This is a genomic window from Neobacillus sp. NPDC058068, from assembly GCF_042885335.1.
GTDB lineage: Bacteria > Bacillota > Bacilli > Bacillales > Cytobacillaceae > Neobacillus.
In genome coordinates this window covers 76,116-93,056 of sequence record NZ_JBHVSI010000010.1, presented here as the reverse complement: position 1 = coordinate 93,056, position 16,941 = coordinate 76,116, and the positions used below count along the sequence as shown (strand labels likewise).

General features: G+C 41.3%; 14 protein-coding genes and 2 riboswitches. Of the genes, 12 read left to right on the top strand and 2 right to left on the bottom strand.

Annotated features, from left to right (window positions below; genetic code table 11):
* Positions 1 to 79 precede the first annotated feature (79 nt).
* Positions 80 to 188: riboswitch (TPP riboswitch) on the top strand.
* Positions 189 to 272: 84 nt separating this feature from the next.
* From thiM to ACFVSW_RS13205, 10 genes are all read left to right on the top strand, one after another.
* A complete protein-coding gene (thiM, locus tag ACFVSW_RS13250) occupies positions 273 to 1,091 on the top strand; it encodes a hydroxyethylthiazole kinase (RefSeq protein ID WP_387316667.1) in 819 nt (272 codons plus the stop codon).
* A gap of 1 nt (position 1,092) precedes the next feature.
* A complete protein-coding gene (thiD, locus tag ACFVSW_RS13245) occupies positions 1,093 to 1,911 on the top strand; it encodes a bifunctional hydroxymethylpyrimidine kinase/phosphomethylpyrimidine kinase (RefSeq protein ID WP_387316664.1) in 819 nt (272 codons plus the stop codon).
* Complete coding sequence (gene thiE / locus ACFVSW_RS13240; protein ID WP_387316661.1) at positions 1,908 to 2,570, top strand: thiamine phosphate synthase; 663 nt, start codon at positions 1,908 to 1,910, stop codon at positions 2,568 to 2,570. The genes thiD and thiE overlap by 4 nt, the downstream gene beginning before the upstream one ends.
* Positions 2,554 to 3,060, top strand: a complete 507-nt coding sequence (gene thiW, locus ACFVSW_RS13235) for an energy coupling factor transporter S component ThiW (protein ID WP_387316658.1) — start codon at positions 2,554 to 2,556, stop codon at positions 3,058 to 3,060. The genes thiE and thiW overlap by 17 nt, the downstream gene beginning before the upstream one ends.
* 157 nt (positions 3,061 to 3,217) lie before the next feature.
* Positions 3,218 to 3,889, top strand: a complete 672-nt coding sequence (gene tenA, locus ACFVSW_RS13230) for a thiaminase II (protein WP_387316655.1) — start codon at positions 3,218 to 3,220, stop codon at positions 3,887 to 3,889.
* Positions 3,890 to 3,963: 74 nt separating this feature from the next.
* On the top strand, positions 3,964 to 4,743 hold the full coding sequence (locus ACFVSW_RS13225; RefSeq protein WP_387316652.1) for an ABC transporter permease: 780 nt from the start codon (positions 3,964 to 3,966) through the stop codon (positions 4,741 to 4,743).
* An 8-nt stretch (positions 4,744 to 4,751) separates the two neighbouring features.
* A complete protein-coding gene (locus tag ACFVSW_RS13220; RefSeq protein ID WP_387316650.1) occupies positions 4,752 to 5,747 on the top strand; it encodes an ABC transporter substrate-binding protein in 996 nt (331 codons plus the stop codon).
* Positions 5,748 to 5,871: 124 nt separating this feature from the next.
* Positions 5,872 to 6,291: a hypothetical protein gene (locus ACFVSW_RS13215; protein WP_387316647.1), complete on the top strand. Its 420-nt coding sequence runs from the start codon at positions 5,872 to 5,874 to the stop codon at positions 6,289 to 6,291.
* 13 nt (positions 6,292 to 6,304) lie between these two features.
* A complete protein-coding gene (locus ACFVSW_RS13210; RefSeq protein ID WP_387316644.1) occupies positions 6,305 to 11,197 on the top strand; it encodes a DUF4132 domain-containing protein in 4,893 nt (1,630 codons plus the stop codon).
* Between the two features lie 77 nt (positions 11,198 to 11,274).
* Positions 11,275 to 11,793, top strand: a complete 519-nt coding sequence (locus ACFVSW_RS13205; protein ID WP_387316642.1) for a protease inhibitor I9 family protein — start codon at positions 11,275 to 11,277, stop codon at positions 11,791 to 11,793.
* Positions 11,794 to 11,843: 50 nt separating this feature from the next.
* On the opposite strand, the gene ACFVSW_RS13200 is transcribed toward ACFVSW_RS13205, so the two are convergent.
* Both ACFVSW_RS13200 and ACFVSW_RS13195 read right to left on the bottom strand, forming a co-directional pair.
* Positions 11,844 to 12,575, bottom strand: coding sequence for a protein-glutamine gamma-glutamyltransferase (locus tag ACFVSW_RS13200; protein WP_387316640.1), 732 nt, complete (start codon positions 12,573 to 12,575; stop codon positions 11,844 to 11,846).
* Between the two features lie 60 nt (positions 12,576 to 12,635).
* A complete protein-coding gene (locus ACFVSW_RS13195; RefSeq protein WP_387316637.1) occupies positions 12,636 to 13,859 on the bottom strand; it encodes an MFS transporter in 1,224 nt (407 codons plus the stop codon).
* Positions 13,860 to 14,111: 252 nt separating this feature from the next.
* Positions 14,112 to 14,277, top strand: a riboswitch (M-box (ykoK) riboswitch).
* 177 nt (positions 14,278 to 14,454) lie between these two features.
* Here ACFVSW_RS13195 and ftsW point away from each other — a divergent pair.
* The gene (gene ftsW, locus ACFVSW_RS13190; protein ID WP_387316634.1) at positions 14,455 to 15,618 is read left to right on the top strand and encodes a putative lipid II flippase FtsW; all 1,164 of its coding nucleotides are present in this window, start codon (positions 14,455 to 14,457) and stop codon (positions 15,616 to 15,618) included.
* The gene (gene mgtE, locus ACFVSW_RS13185) at positions 15,596 to 16,939 is read left to right on the top strand and encodes a magnesium transporter (RefSeq protein ID WP_387316632.1); all 1,344 of its coding nucleotides are present in this window, start codon (positions 15,596 to 15,598) and stop codon (positions 16,937 to 16,939) included. Before ftsW ends, mgtE begins: the two co-directional genes overlap by 23 nt.
* Positions 16,940 to 16,941 lie beyond the last annotated feature (2 nt).

Sequence of the window (16,941 nt, the reverse complement as noted above, 5' to 3'; positions counted from 1 at the left end):
GAGATTACCATTTAAACTGGAACAATTTTCTTTACAACTATGGGAGTTAGCGTTACTATGAACATAATTTAATATGTGATGTATCTACTAGGGGTGCCCTGAATTCAGGCTGAGAGAAAACGTTATGTTTTTAACCCTTTGGACCTGATCTGGGTAATACCAGCGTAGGAAAGTAGTTAAGTGAAATAAAGTTATTTTATTCACATGCTTACTAACCAGGTCCTTTTTGGGGGATCTGGTTTTTTTATTTTTAAAAAAAGGGAGAGAGTAAAATGGAAAAAATTAAATTATCCGAGACTTTACAAAAAGTAAGGGAGGTAAATCCACTTGTCCATAACATCACCAATGTCGTCGTCACAAATTTTACGGCAAATGGGCTTCTTACCCTCGGTGCGTCACCCGTCATGGCCAATGCCGTCGAAGAGGCAGCAGACATGGCACAGATTGCTAGTTCACTAGTTTTGAATATCGGGACGTTAAATTCACAGACGGTGGAGGCAATGATTTTGGCTGGAAAAGCCGCCAATGAGCACGATATTCCCGTAATTTTTGATCCGGTTGGCGCGGGTGCTACCCGGTACCGAACGGAAACTGCACAAAGAATCATGAACGAAGTCAAGGTTTCAGTGATTAGAGGGAATGCCGCCGAAATCGCCAATGTCATTGGGGAGAATTGGGAAATTAAAGGCGTTGATGCAGGGGATACAAAAGGAAACATTCTGGATCTCACCATCACTGCTGCCAAAAAATTAAATTGTGTCGTTGTCGTTACTGGAAAGGAGGATGTTGTGTCAGACGGAGAAACCACCTATCTAGTTGCCAACGGACACCCGATTTTGACAAAAGTAACAGGCACCGGCTGCCTCCTAACCTCCGTGATTGGAGCTTTTGCGGGAGTGGAAAAGGATCTGCTCACGGCCTCTGTAGCCGCCCTAGCATACTATGGCATTGCAGCGGAACAGGCAGCCCATAAAACCGCGGAAATGGGGCCGGGCAGCTTCCAAATCGAATTTTTAAATCAATTGTCATCGGTTTCGACTGAAGAGATAAAATTATATGCTTCTTTTAAAAAAATAACCGGAGGAATGTAAGATGAAAAAGGCATTAACAATTGCAGGTTCTGATAGCGGCGGCGGTGCGGGGATTCAGGCTGATTTGAAGACATTCCAAGAGTTAGAGGTTTACGGCATGTCGGCTTTAACTGCAATTACAGCTCAAAATACTTTGGGAGTTCATGCGGTTTATCCGATGACGGTTGAGGCAGTTGCCAAACAGATTGAGGCCATTGGGGAGGATATCGGTATGGACGCCGTGAAAACAGGAATGCTTTTTAGCGCAGAAATCATCGAGGCCGTTTCGGAACATCTCAAAAAATATCAATGGGAGAATGTAGTGGTTGACCCTGTGATGATTGCAAAAGGCGGCGCCTCCTTGCTCCAGCAGGAAGCTATTTTTTCAATGAAAAAGAATTTATTGCCGCTGGCTAAAGTGGTGACTCCGAATATTCCTGAGGCGGAAGTGCTGACTGGCATGGCGATTCAGACATATGAGGATAAGAAGGAAGCAGCCAAACGACTTTATGAAATAGGTGTGAAAAATATCGTTATCAAAGGCGGTCATGATGAAAATGAATCTGAATCAACTGATTTATTATTTGATGGCGCCGAGTTCTACACCTTTACGAGCAAGCGCATTCAAACAAAGAACACGCATGGAACAGGATGCACTTTCTCCGCCGTCATAACCGCTGAATTAGCTAAGGGCTCAAATGTATATCAAGCTGTTTTAACAGCAAAGGATTTTATTCAAGCAGCAATTGAAGATGGCCTAACGATTGGACAGGGACATGGACCCACTAACCATTGGGCTTATCGAAAAAGAAAATACATAAAGGAGTTGGCAAGGTCATGAAAGACTTGCGTGAGGCATTAAGTGTTTATTTTATCATGGGCACTACGAACTGCAGGAAAAATCCAGTCGAAGTATTAATGGAAGCCATCGCAGGTGGAATTACCCTTTTTCAGTTCCGTGAAAAGGGAGAAGGGGAATTAACGGGAGTTGAAAAGCGCGCACTTGCCAAAGAACTCCAGGCAATCTGCAAACAGCACCAGATTCCTTTCATTGTCAATGATGATATTCAACTAGCACTTGAGATTGAGGCAGATGGTGTTCATATCGGGCAGGAGGATGAGGCGGTCAAAACCGTGAGAGAGAAGATTGGCGACAGGATCCTTGGTGTTTCTGTACATAACAATGAAGAGGCGATGATCGCCATAAGGGATGGGGCTGATTATTTCGGGATTGGACCTGTTTTTCCGACAAAAACGAAGTTGGATGCAAAGCCGTCACGGGGGACAACTCTCATTCAAGCATTAAGGAAAGAGGGATACACCGTTCCAATCGTGGGTATCGGCGGAATCACAAGTGAAAATGCCGCTTCCGTTATCAAAGCGGGAGCAGATGGAGTTTCGGTGATTACTGCCATCAGCCAGGCAGATTCACCAATGGATGCTGCAAGTGTATTAAGAAATATTGTTGGGGAGGAAAAATGTTATGAACAAAACGTATAAACTGACGCTTACGGCAATGATGATTGCGATTGGCACGATTTCTAGCTCCATGATATCAATTCCGATAGGATTCACAAAAGTATTTCCAATGCAGCATTTTTTGAACGTTTTATCAGCAGTGCTATTAGGTCCCTTTTACGCCGTCGCTCAAGCCTTTTGTGTCTCCCTGCTCAGAAATATGATGGGAACCGGTTCTATGTTTGCCTTTCCCGGAAGTATGGTCGGGGCATTGCTGGCATCGCTACTATTTTTAAAAACTAGAAAAATCTATTTTGCATTCATTGGGGAAGTAATTGGAACGGGGATTATTGGCGCAATTCTTTGTTACCCTGTTGCAACACTTTTACTTGGAAAAGAAGCAACCCTTTTTGGATTCATCCCCTTATTTATCTTTAGCTCGTTCGCTGGAGCCCTGCTGGGGTTAGTGATCTTAACGGTTTTTTTAAGAAAGAAAGTTTTAATTAAGGCAGGTCAATCTATTAAAAACTGAGCACACGGTAAATATAGTTGGATGTGCAGATTCGCCGATAGGACCTCAAAATTCGCCGATAGACGGGTTGGCTCGTTAGAACAAAGACGATTTTTCAGGAATTCTGTCCGGCAAAAGGCAATAATTGAAGTTAAATGAAGAAAATGGGGGAGTAATCATGAAGTTTTCGTTGCGACTACATGAAAAGGTAAAAGAAATTTGGGAGAAAACTCATCAACACCCTTTTGTTGTCGGAATAGGCAAGGGGGACCTCCCTGTGGAATCATTCATCCGGTATATGAAGCAGGATTATGTGTTTTTAATCGACTATTCCAAGCTGTTTGCATTGGGTTCAGTTAAAGCAAGAGACCTCGACACGATGGCAGTTTTTGCAAAGCTGCTCCATGAAACATTGCATGGAGAAATGGAGTTGCACCGGGGATATGCTGCTAAATTCGGAATTACCCGGCAAGAACTTGAGGAAACAAAGCCGTATCCAACCAATTTAGCCTACACAAGGTATATGCTGAATGTCGCTCAAAATGGGACACTTGAGGAATTAATCTCGGCCCTTCTGCCTTGTATGTGGAGCTATTGGGAGATTAGCAAAATGCTATTAATAAACTATCCAAATGCTAGTGATCATCCTCTCTATGGTAATTGGATTAAAATGTATTCCTCAAACGAATTTGGTTCACTTGCCATTTGGCTTATTGAGTTGTTAGATCAATTGACAGAAGGAAAGTCAGAACGGGAGTTAACTATTTTAGAAGAACATTTCTTGACGACCTCCCGCTTTGAATACATGTTCTGGGATATGGTTTACGAGGGAGAGGAATGGCCTGTCTAACCCATCGATAATATCAATCGAAATACTTACATACCCTATCACGATGAGACAAGAACTGGAGCGTTTGATTCACCATGAAAATTAACTGGAAAAAATGGCTGGGAGAGTATGGTCTGTTTATACTTGTTTCCCTTCTATTAATTAGTGGGTGGGAGTGGGTTGTCAGGAATGGGTTGGTGCCGCCATTCATATTACCGTCACCTTCCGCAATTTGGGGGTCACTTATAGAAAACCGGCAGCTCCTATTGCAAGAACATCTGCCCGCGACCCTAATAGAGGTTTTGATTGGTTTTGCAATATCACTTGGATGCGGGTTGCTGCTTGGTGCGGGGATGCATTTTTCCCGTGCCTTAGAGAAAATATTGTACCCGTTTCTCGTCATTTCACAAACGATTCCGCTGATTGCGATTTCGCCGATCTTTATCATGTGGTTCGGATATTCGATCTGGAGCAAAATCGCTGTGACGATATTAATCTCTATTTTTCCAATCGTTGTAAGTACATATGATGGGCTGAAGTCAGGAGGGACGGAATACCGTGACTTACTGCTGACAATGGGTGCCAATCGCTGGACGATTTTTAAAAAAATTCAGGTGCCGATGGCCTTGCCGGCAATCCTGTCTGGGTTGAAGATGGCTGCCGTTTATTGTGTTGTCGGAGCAACGATTGGTGAATGGCTTGGTGCAAGTGTTGGCTTGGGCTACTTCAGCAGGCGGATGTCAGGGAATTTACAAGCGGATGCCGTGTTTGCCGCGATCTTCCTGCTGTCATTGCTGGGCATTGTGCTATTTTTATTGATTAGTTTAATAGAAAAACAGTTATTGAAAAATAAGATTCGCAACTTGAGAGGATGACTTCGCCAGTGAAAAAATGTTTTTTCATTATGATTTGTGTATTGATAATTATAGTAAGTGCATGCGGGAAAGGGGCATCAGAGAAAACCTCTGGTAGTGCTGATAATTTACAAAAGGTGAGTTTGATGCTGGACTGGTATCCAAATGCGGTGCACTCTTTTCTATATGCTGCTAAAGAAAAGGGCTATTTCAAAGAACAAGGGCTGGATGTGGAAATAGAAATGCCGGCTGATACGAATGATCCCCTTAGACTTGTTGCAGCAGACAAAATAGATATGGCGATCAGCTATCAGCCACAGGTGCTGGTGGCACGTAGTGAGGATATTCCGGTGCAATCATTTGCAGCAATTGTTCGCCATCCATTAATTCAATTGATGGTACCCACAGACGGGCCAATCCATTCACCTAAGGATTTAACGGGCAAAACAATTGGCTACCCAGCGATTCCGCTCGACGAAGCGATTATTCAAACGATGATGAAAACAGATGGCGGGGATGCGAAGAAGGTAAAGATGGTCGATGTCGGCTGGGACTTAATCCCGGCGATGGCGACGAAAAAAACCGATGCCCTGATGGGTGGATTTATCAATCATGAGAAATTATTGTTGGACAAAGAGGGCCACCCGATGCGTACCTTAAATCCCGCAGACTATGGGGTTCCGGATTATTATGAATTGGTTTTGGTCGCTAGTGAAAAAGGGTTAACAGCAAAACCAGAAGTATTTAAAAAATTCCTCGCTGCGATTACCAAGGGACAACAATTTGTTGTTGATCATCCAGAAGAAGGCTTGTCTATATTAATGGGGCATGAAGAGAAAACCTCACCACTGGAAAAGGATATCGAAACGAAAAGCTTACAAATCCTGCTCCCGCTGATGGACGCAAAAGACAAACCATTCGGCTACCAAGACAAAGAAACCTGGGAACAGGTCGCCGAATGGTTAAAAAGTACCAAAATGATAAAACACGCACTCAAAGCAGAAGAGGCATTTGTTAATTTCTAAGGTCATTGGGGTGTCAGGCACCACAAGTGTCCGCGGTACGCGGACATTTGTCCACGAGTGGTGCCTGACACCCAAGTTTTAAAGTGGTAAACTATTGATATAATCTATGTTTTGAGGTATGGGTATGATTATTTATGTGACGTTGAAGGGTTTGGGGAAGCGGAAGGATGTTCTTACGAAAAGGGAGTTTTTTATTCAAGGGGCGCCAACGACTCTTAGGAATTTTATCATTGAGTTAGTGACAACTCAGGTTCAGCAGTTTAATGAAAAGGATGTGGGGGTTCAGCTTGTTGACTTCCTCACGAACGAGGAAATCGAACGGCAGGGGATGGGCGGAAAAGTAGGCTTTCGGTCGAAATACAATGATCAAAAGGTGGACCCAAAGACGGCATCCCTGACGGCTGTTCAAGCATTTGAAGATGGTTTATTCAAGGTGTTTATTAATGAGGAAGAGCAAACCGAGCTAGACAAACCGTTGGACTTACAAGCTGGGGATCAACTGACTTTTATTAAGCTGACGATGTTGGCCGGCCGCATGTGGTGATGGAGGAATTTCGATGAAAACAAAGGATAGGCACATTTATTATAGTCAACTAGAAGCGAAGGCAGCCGCAAAACTAACAGAAACACAACAAAATATAGCGCTTCAAATAATAAAATTAAAGGAATGTAATTATCTCGAGAAAGAGGAACATTTACGAACACTCAAAAGGGCTTTAATTGAACAAAATGATCCTGTTGTGCCTAAATCTTTTCAACCACTTGTGGAAATCGTGCGAACCCTTTTAGGACCTAACTACGGAGGACTCTTTCAATACATTATTGATCATAAATGTGAGTATCCATACAGCACAGGCTATGAGCGCAGGCCATTCCGGACGAAAAATATGGAATATCACATTGACGGGATTATTAACGCACTTATCGATATCATCGAGCTCGACTTCGAAGATTTTTCGCCCCTAGATTACCTAACAAGCCGCGATGAGTCAACCAATTATTACGCAGTTATTAGTGATTTTATTGCCTATGAACTTGACCGCAACAATGAACAGGTATTTCAGGCGCTTAAAGAAATAATATTTGGTGACAACAATACGGCTTTACTTACCTCGTTCATGATCAAAGGTATTTTTAAAAGTCACCAGCAAGAAGGATATAAAATGTTGGGTGACCTATTAATTGCGGCCAGGCTTCAAGAAGGTCTTAGGCAGAGCATCGTCGAAAGCATGGACGAAGGTGTCTTAGAAGCCACTATTTATATGGTAGAAATCATCACTGCTAACGATCTCATTCGTTATAGTTCGGTCCTTCGGGCACTGAATGTTTGGACCGGCCTCAATCTTGAGACTTCGAATAAGCGAGTGGCCATTCAGTTGATTGATGATGTGAGCGTGAGTCTTACCAATCCCGAAATCCGGCTACAAGGGCTAAATAGTGAAAATCTTACTAAACTTTACATCAGTTTATGGGCAACGGCTGTTCAGGAAGAAGAGGATGTGAGAGAGACAGTCCAATTCCTGATGGAGAACGGGATGACTTATCAAAAAATTACCGCCCAATACTTTTTGACACAAAGTCAAAACACTAACCTTAAATTTTCATTGTCCTCCCCATATTTACACGAAAGCAATCAGGAATTGCAGAATTTCCTAGTCCAAAACTATCATTATGAAGGTGAGATTTCCTGGTCTTACTATTCTGAAAAAAACGAAAGCACGATGACGATTGAACGGGTACCAGTCTTAGAGGATAAACACATACGTACCCAACATTTTGAGCAGTTCATGAATATGCTTGTTCAAATGCCCAAAAAAGAAATTTCCATCGAATCGAAAGCCATACAAGGTCTTACGATCATATTCTCCACGGATGAAATCGCTAGAAAGTTGATGTTCCTAATCGCCTATGATATGGATCATGAATGGCTCGCTCAATTAATAAAATACAAAGACAAGCTGAGCTCTGAGCTAAGAGAAATCCTGTTAACCTTTTTTATTAAAGATATAACGGACAAAGTTCAACGAGAATTTTTGTTTGCGAGCCTCTCTGATAGAAGCGTCACCATTCGAGAAACTGCGCTGTCGCGAATCAAGTCTATCGAGCTTTTCGTGGAGGAAATCGAAAAAATAGAGGCAATATTAACATTAAAAACAGGTGCGCTGCGGCAAAGTGCGATTCAAATTCTTCTAAAACTTCCGAATGAAAACCTAGAACCGACCATTGAACGGTTACTTAACAGCAGACATGAGCTGCAAAAAACAGGCGCTATCGAGCTCTTAACAGAAATTAAAGGTCAGCCAGTGCACGCCGCGATATTCAATCGTTTTAAAACGAAAATAAAGCAGGTGAAAACCACCACTGCCAAAGAGCAAATTTTAATCAACAAGCTTTTTCAAATGGAAGAATACAGCTTGAAAAATGGGTTTGGCTTATTTGATCCCAATCGAACGGCAAACATCCATCTTGAGTACCCGAAAATTGATTTAATCGGATTTTTATCGGTCCCAATTGAGTCAATTAAACAATTTTTGCAAGGCTTAGCGAATTTGGTTCATGAACATCGTCATGTTGAATATGAAGCAGAGTGGTTTGATGGCTCGAAGGAGACGGTTCATGTTGGTGAGTATTTAAGGTGGCCGCATTCTAACAATGACAGCGAGACAATACATGATCTTCCATTAGCGGAAGTGTGGCAGGAGTATTTTAATAATCACAACTTGACAGCGGATGAGCTTATTCAAGCCGCGTTTTATCTCCATTCTGACAGGATTTACAGTTATTATTATCAGTTCATGGAAGTTTGGGAGGTAATGGAATACCCGCGAGTCGAAGGATGGCGGAAAGGATTTTTAGCAGAAATTTTTCCAATCGAAAAAATTGCAGAAATGAATCGCTATCTTTACGATTTCGATTACAGATCACAGGTCATTACCATTTTCGATGCCTATTTCGAAAGCCAAAATTCAAAGGAGATTTTTGGAAAAGTAAGTGCGGTTTTAAACTTTATGATCCATGCCATTCCGAAAGAATATCGAAAAAGCGAATTCAAATTGTATGATTTTATTTGCGGCCCGTGGCTTGAATGGACGAAATTATTTGCTGATGATGATGAAAGATTTGATGTGTATTTCAAACTGCAGTACCAATTATTTTCGCTGACGGATTTTGTGAACTTCCATTCTGCGCTGGAAGACTTAATAAAGGCCTTTCAACGAAATATCATTGACGAACAGATTATTTTCCAAGAGTTATTGATGCGTGGTGATCAAAGTAGATATCAAATCTCCGAATTAACCAATCCGAAAAGTGAGATTTTAAAAAAGTTTCCATTTATGGATCGGTTTAAAAATCTGGTGGTAGAAAGAATCCTAGAAATAGAATTAACTAGAGGAGACCTGCCAACAGAAGTAACCACCTTAGCATCGGGAATCGAACGATTTGCCGGCATGGAGTATTTTGTTAAGATCCTAATTGGTCTTGAAAAAGAATCGTTTGTGCGCGGCTATATCTATAGTTATGGAAGAGAATTAACGAAAAAAGAGATATTCAGCCAATTATTAAAGGTTTGCCAGCCAAATGAGGGAGAAGACAAGGAACTTCTTAATCGATTACTAAATGGCAAGAAAATTTCTGAACAAAGGCTGCTGGAAGCAGCGATGTACGCGCCGCGGTGGCTTGAGCTTGTAGGTGAGTTTTTACAGTGGGAAGGTTTACAAAGTACAGCTTGGTATTTCCATGCACATATGAATGAAACCTTTTCTGCAGAAAAAGAAACAAATGTTGCCAGATATTCGCCGATTTCACCACAAGATTTCCAAGATGGCGCGTTTGATATTGAGTGGTTTAAAGAGTCATATGAACAGTTGGGCGAAGAAAAATTTCAACTCCTTTATCATTGTGCCAAGTATATTTCCGGTGGAGCCAATCACCGCAGATCACAGCTTTTTGCTGATGCCGTGCTGGGGAAATTGGACCTTGAAAAAACGGCGAATTTGGTTCGAGAAAAACGGATGAAAGATCAAGTTTTATGCTACAGTTTGATTCCTGTCAATAATAATGAAGATGTTCTTGAACGGTACGAGTTCTTACAGCGCTTTTTCCAAGAAAGCAAGAAATTTGGAGCGCAGCGCCGGGCAAGTGAGGCAAAAACAGTGGTGATCGCCCTTGATAACTTAGCGAGAAATGCAGGCTACAAGGATGTTACAAGGCTGAAATGGGATATGGAAGCCAAGAAAATGGAAGAGATTATCCCCTATCTTGAGCCAAAAGTAATAGATGATCTAACCTTACAGCTTGTGATTGATGCAAATGGCAGAAGTGAAATTTTGGCTGTAAAAAATGATAAGCCGTTGAAATCAGTCCCAGGCAAGTACAGCAAACATGAATATGTTGTTCGCTTAAAAGACAAAAGAGCTGAATTAAGGGACCAATATAAACGGGCAAAAGCAGAGCTGGAACGATCAATGGAGCTTGAAAATGGCTTTACATTGAAAGAAGTCAGCGGCTTGAGAGAAAACCCAGTCCTGGCCCCGCTCCTAACATCATTGGTATTTAAAGTTGGAAACCATTTAGGGTATTTTGACGAGGGGGCTTTAAAGGAAGTTGGCACGGGTGAAAGGTATACCATTCAGCCCTATGATGAATTGTTCATAGCTCACCCCATCCATCTTTATGAAAGCGGGCAATGGAGCTGCTTCCAGAGGGATTTATTTACTCGAAAAATGAAACAGCCATTTAAGCAGGTATTTCGCGAATTGTTTCTAGCCAATCAGGATGAATTAGCGGCAGTAATGGGATCTAAAAGGTACGCGGGTCAGCAAATTCAGCCGAAGAAGACGGTTGCTTTGTTAAAAAGTCGAATGTGGACGGTTAGCTATGAAGAAGGGCTGCAAAAAGTTTATTATAAAGATAATATCGTCGTGAAGCTCTTTGCTCTCGCTGATTGGTTCTCACCATCGGATGTCGAGTGTCCAACATTGGAGACGGTTGAATTTTTCGATCGAAAAACGGATAAACCACTCGCTGTCAGGAGTATTCCAAAGCTTATTTTCTCGGAAACGATGAGAGACATTGATTTGGTTGTAAGTATTGCTCATGTGGGCGGGGTAGACCCTGAAGCAAGCTTAACAACAATCGAATTGAGAAAGGCAATTGTAGCAGAATCGATTCGACTGATGAAACTGGACAATGTCAAGTTAGAGGGGAATTTCGCGCTGATTACGGGAAGTCTTGGGGAGTACAGTGTCCATCTAGGGAGTGCGAATGTTTATAAGCAAGCCACTGGGGCCATCTTTATTGTACCTGTACACTCCCAGCATCGGGGACGAATATTTTTGCCATTTATGGACGAAGATCCGAAAACAGCCGAGATCGTTTCAAAGATTCTGCTGCTTGCGGAAGATAAGAAAATAAAAGACCCGTATATTTTGGAGCAGATAAAGAAGTAAAAACGGAGAGAAAATTGCAATTAGTGGGTAACAGTAGTAGCGTATAACTATACCTATTTATAGAAGGGGGTATGGATTTGCCAAAAGGGGGAAAGGTTTTACTGATATTTTGTCTGCTGTCTTTGGTAGGTGTCGGTGTAATTTTTACGCAAAATATACGGGATAAGGAAGTACAGAGTAAACCAACGGAAGAACAGGAAGAACCGAAGGGGGAAGAGGTAATGACGCAGAATATTTATATTGACCCAAAGATTAATATGAATAGCCCGGCAGAGGTAACGATCATTATTCACTTTAAAACAAAGCCCGCAAAAACGGCTGTTGCCTTGGCAGAAGCAAGTGGAATTCCCTTAACATTGGAACAAGCGGAACAGGACGTCAAAGATAGTCATGAACGGTTTCAAAAGGACGCGGAAAAGTATTTAGGCGAAAAGCAAATTCCCTATCGCATTGTCCATACCTATACAGCTGCCCTTAATGGCGTGGCCATCAAACTGCCTGCAAATGAGATTCAAACGTTGTTACAATCCGCTGAAATAGAGGCTATTTATGCCAACCGGGAAATCAAGCTTGTACCGCCGGTGCAGCCGTCTTAAATAAAAAATAGAAGCTTAGCGAGGGGAAGTGCCCCACCGCCAAGCTTTTTTTAGTAAAAAATCAATTGATAATGCGGTCTTGTAATCATACTCATGAGGTAAGCTGAAGTCTTCGGTTCGGGCTTTCTTTTTTTATTCAAAAAGTCAATAATGGTTTTTGCATTTTGGATTCCTACCCCGTGTCCGTAGTATTGATCGTCACCAAAATAAATCACATTTTCAGCCCGCCACCATGGCTGTTTCGGATCGAAGTCGGGATTATTGAAATGCAGGACATCCCCAGGCAGGTAATCATCTCCATATTTCTGTTGAATCGGCAGGTCGTCATCAAATTGCCAATCCATCAAGTAAAGCCTGGCAAACAGGATATTAAACCTCTCTTCTCCCAACGAATATAATGCAGCGATATATAAAACAATGGCAATCCCGGTGGAGCATTCAAAGGCGTATAGCTTTCCATTTTTAATGATGTCCAAAATGCCGACAGAAGGACGAACATCAGGCTTTAAGAGGAAGCCGCCGTTAGCTAGGCGACTCCAATACTTCTTATTGCTGAAGGCATAGCTATATGTGGTAAATTTTGCCCCACTTTTGTTCAGCTCCCGAGCTGCCTTCATCGTATTTGACCTAAACAGAAGTTCAAATTTTAATTGCTCAACAGTGCGATATTGAAAATTTTCATTAAAGGCTGCCATTTGTTTAAGAATGGATTTCTGTTCATCGTTTGTAATAGTGGAAAGGAGCTCCTCGGCCTTGACAGGTTGATGATTGATTAAGATCATGTTTCTCCCCCCGTTTTGCTAAAAATCAACTCACCTTCTAAAATATGAAACTTAGCATCGTTATATTTGTATTTTTCCTAAACCTTTTTTGCTTTTCATAAATTTAATATACATGAGTAGGAAGACAAGCGAACTCATAAATCTAAATATGGAAATCATCCCCATTGATTTTTGCATTCCGGTAGTTTCTAAAAGCCAGATTCCGATTTGCGGTGCCATAAAGGCGACAAACGATAACAGGACATTGTAGGTGGTAATACAGTATGTCCGTTTTTCCTTTGGAGATTGTTCGAGCAAAAGGTTGAACAACAACAGCATTGTTCCAGATACAAAGAAACCCGATGTCATTTGCACGAAGGTTAGATAGATAAGATTAGTAGACAATACCGTTAAAAACGGTGCTGTAGCCATCCCGGCTGCAACCCAGACAAGCATTAATGTGTTTGACTTCTGTTCTGCCCATTTTTTCCATAATGGGAAAGAGAAGATTTGCACCAACTGACTGCCCACGGAAAAGATACTAATCCAAAGAATGGTGGCATGTGCATACCTCACATTGTATATATTGAAAAGCCCCCAAGCCATCTGCCAAGAGAAGTTAAAGCATAATGCGGTAATCAGAAACCATTTATACCCCTGATCTTTAAAGATAGACCAGTCCATCGAGGCCTTCTTCTTCTCATTATTCAGTTTCGACTGCACGGTTTCCTTATGCTTCATTAGGAAGTATACTTCTATCAATCCAAAAATAAAGGCGAGAAAAAACAAGCCTTGGTAAGCAGCGGCATTATCGGTTTGTTTTTTCATTACCACACCGATAATTAAGGTAGTAACCATCCCTACTATGGTTAACAGCCGATTGCGGTCACTAAAAAAGGCTCCTCTGCGCTCATCACGAATCATCCCGCTAATCAGCGTTTGCCAGCCGATGTTCGAAATCGTTCCCGGAACATTCATCAATGCGATGATCATTAAAAAAGCCCATGCTTGGTAAGGAGCAGGTATAAAAATAACACCAACTAACAGGATAAATAGTGCCCGCGCTCCTAAAACTGACATCGCGACCGTCTTTTTTTGTTCGTCTAAGCGATTTAATAGAATCGCAGCTGGTATCGTCATGATTAAGGCGATTAGCGGCGGTAGGGAACTGATTAACCCAACTTGATAATTAGTGGCTCCCAGGATGGATATGGCAAATATCGGAAAGAAGTTACTTGCCAGATTTGCAGCAATGGTCGATACCATTCCATGATAGATACTTATTTTTTCATTATACGCACGCATGTGTTCCTCACCATTTTCACTTTAAAATTATACAATTCATTATACAATCGAATCGCGTTATTTCTACTAAATATTTTAAAATAAATATATTTTACAATAATTTTATTTTCAATAAAACGATTGAATTATCAAAAAAAAACACTTCGTTTCCTGACTGGGAATTTTTTCGAAAGCATTCTGTACTACCGTTGAATTATTTCGTTGACATTTTGACAACAACATCATATATTTTAATTAATCTAATAAACACTTAAAGTATTCTGTTAGGTGAGGCTCCTAAATAGAGAAACGCTTCTGCCCAAAAATGTCGAGAGACGCCAATGGGTCAACAGGAAAGATCGGAAGAAGGTCTTTTTTAATGAAGCTGGTAAACGTACCTATGCTATTTAGTGCTAAAACTTGAACGAGGGGAAACTTAGGTAATAATCTATTAAGCTGTCAATTTTCTAAAAAATTGTCGAGCGAATATAGTTTTTTTATGTGCAAACATAGCCTTTATTTCCACTAATTGAGAAATAAAGGCTATTTTTTCTGCCTAAAAAATTTATCTAGGTTGTGTCGAAGTTCACGATAATCGTCAACAAGAGGTGATGAAATGGACCTGAAACGGTTAAAAAAAATCGATTATTTATTAGTCATAACGACCATTTTCTTATGTTTGTTTGGACTTGTAATGGTATATAGTGCGAGCTTTCCGATCGCTTCGGTGGATTTCCACGATTCTCGCTACTTTTATACAAAACAACTTCACTCATTAGGAATCGGAATCGTCCTGATGGTCATAACTGCTGTATTTCCTTATCGTGTTTACGGTAAACTGAGCCCTATTTTGGTAGTAATATCGATTATTTTATTGATCATGGTGTTAATTCCAGGGTTCGGTGTGGAAAGGAACCATTCGCAACGCTGGCTCCAATTAGGCCCCATGCTGATCCAGCCTACTGAAGCGATCAAACTGGTGATGATTATTTATTTTGCTAACGTATATGCCAAAAAACAAGCCTATATTGCCCATTTTTGGAAAGGTGTCATGCCGCCGCTGTTCATTTTGGCTGTCGTTTTTTTACTGATCTTAAAACAGCCGGATTTAGGAACAGCAACGGCCATATTATTACCTTGTGGGTTCATCCTTCTGTGTTCGGGAGCGCGGATTATTCACCTGATCCTTTTGGGGGGTATAGCTGTAGGAGGAATTGGTTTTTTGGCCATATCCGCCCCCTATCGCATGAACCGAATATTGTCGTTTCGAAATCCGTTTGCCGACCCATACGGCGACGGGTATCAGTTAATAAGTTCTTACCACGCGATCGCATCTGGAGGGACATGGGGGAAGGGCCTAGGACATAGTATTGAAAAATTTGGCTATCTTCCTGAAGCACATACGGATTTTATCATGGCTGTTATTTTGGAAGAGCTTGGGATATTTGGATTATTGCTAGTTATTTTTTCTTATCTTTTTATCATGTACCGCGGGGTCCGTATTGCCCTTAACGCAAAAGATCCGTTTGCTAAATTATTGGCAATTGGTTTAACCTTTCAAATCATGGTACAGGTCATTTTTAATTTAGCGGCCGTTTCGGGTTTACTCCCGATAACCGGAGTACCTCTTCCGTTCGTAAGTTATGGAGGATCTTCATTATTATTTATGTTAATTTCCTTGGGGATTTTAACGAATTTATCAAGAAAAACTAAACATAGAATACCTCAAGTCAAGTTAAAAAAAGGAGGTTTTGATCATGGAACAAAACATGATGCTTGAATTGAAAACCATTTTACAAGAGCAAAATCAAGGCAATTTAAATGAATTAATAGGCGATTTACAGCCATTTGATATAGCTGAAATGGTGAGTGAGCTAGATACGGAAGAACAATTAACATTTTTCTTTTTAGTGCCAACCTCACTAGGGGCAGAAATTCTTGAATATTTAGAACCGGAGCTGCAATATAAAATTCTGCTTCGAATGAAGGAACAATATAAATCGGATCTTTTAAATGAAATGTCAAGTGATACGATCGTAAATCTGCTTTTATCGGTTCATCCGAATCAAGCGAAAAAACTAATGGACTATTTGCCAGACGATTATCGGGTCAAGATTAATACGCTGATGAACTATGAACCAAATACAGCCGGAAGATTGGCGGCAATCGATTATGTTGCGGCACGAATTCACTGGACTGTCGAGCACGCATTAGCACACATTCGAAAAGTGGGCCATGAGGCAGAGATTGTTTCCTACATTTATGTGGTAGACAAACACGGTGAACTAGTCGGGGTTGTTTCTTTAAAGGATATCATCTTGGCAAAGGAAGGAACAGTCTTGGAAGAAATCATCCAAGGAGAACCGATTTCCGTTTCTGTTGATGTTCATCAGCAGGAAGCAGCTGATATATTATCAAAATACGACCTTGTTGCCATTCCGGTCGTCACCCACAATCAGAGAATGATTGGAATCCTTACCGTTGATGACTTAATTGACGTCATTCACGAGGAAGCAACCGAAGATTTTCAAAAGCTTGGCGGAAGTCAACCGTTAACGGAACCATACTTTAAAAATTCGATCTGGAGCATTTATCGAAAAAGAATCGGCTGGCTGTTAATTCTGTTTGTTGCCGAGGCTTATACGGGAACAGTGTTACGACATTATGAGGACACACTTTCTGAGCAAATCGCCTTAGCCTTTTTTGTACCGCTTTTAATCGGGACAGGAGGAAATACGGGCTCACAAACGGTAACAACATTAGTACGGGCGATGGCCGTAGGGGAAGTTGAATTTAAAGATATTTTCAAAGTGTTTAGAAAAGAAGTATCGACAGGTTTTTTCCTTGGTGTGACGATGGGGACCGTGGCTTTAATCCGCGCCTTCTTCCTTGGTGTTAATTTCAACGTCGGGGCAGTTGTTGCGATTGCGGCATTATTTATCGTGATCTGGGCTTCGATGGTAGCGGCTGTTTTGCCGATGATTTTGAACAAGTTGAAGGTTGACCCGGCAATCGTTTCTGGTCCATTTATTACCACTTTAGTCGATGGAACAGGTTTAATTTTATACTTTACTGTCGCAAAAATTCTATTACATCTATAATT

What these genes read in the sequence shown, in the direction of transcription:
- mgtE (WP_387316632.1), top strand. Translation starts at nt 15,596, where the DNA reads ATGGAACAAAACATGATGCTTGAATTGAAAACCATTTTACAAGAGCAA.
- ACFVSW_RS13225 (WP_387316652.1), top strand. Translation starts at nt 3,964, where the DNA reads ATGAAAATTAACTGGAAAAAATGGCTGGGAGAGTATGGTCTGTTTATA.
- ACFVSW_RS13215 (WP_387316647.1), top strand. Translation starts at nt 5,872, where the DNA reads ATGATTATTTATGTGACGTTGAAGGGTTTGGGGAAGCGGAAGGATGTT.
- thiW (WP_387316658.1), top strand. Translation starts at nt 2,554, where the DNA reads ATGAACAAAACGTATAAACTGACGCTTACGGCAATGATGATTGCGATT.
- ACFVSW_RS13195 (WP_387316637.1), bottom strand. Translation starts at nt 13,859, where the DNA reads ATGCGTGCGTATAATGAAAAAATAAGTATCTATCATGGAATGGTATCG.
- ftsW (WP_387316634.1), top strand. Translation starts at nt 14,455, where the DNA reads ATGGACCTGAAACGGTTAAAAAAAATCGATTATTTATTAGTCATAACG.
- thiM (WP_387316667.1), top strand. Translation starts at nt 273, where the DNA reads ATGGAAAAAATTAAATTATCCGAGACTTTACAAAAAGTAAGGGAGGTA.
- tenA (WP_387316655.1), top strand. Translation starts at nt 3,218, where the DNA reads ATGAAGTTTTCGTTGCGACTACATGAAAAGGTAAAAGAAATTTGGGAG.
- ACFVSW_RS13200 (WP_387316640.1), bottom strand. Translation starts at nt 12,575, where the DNA reads ATGATCTTAATCAATCATCAACCTGTCAAGGCCGAGGAGCTCCTTTCC.
- thiD (WP_387316664.1), top strand. Translation starts at nt 1,093, where the DNA reads ATGAAAAAGGCATTAACAATTGCAGGTTCTGATAGCGGCGGCGGTGCG.
- thiE (WP_387316661.1), top strand. Translation starts at nt 1,908, where the DNA reads ATGAAAGACTTGCGTGAGGCATTAAGTGTTTATTTTATCATGGGCACT.
- ACFVSW_RS13210 (WP_387316644.1), top strand. Translation starts at nt 6,305, where the DNA reads ATGAAAACAAAGGATAGGCACATTTATTATAGTCAACTAGAAGCGAAG.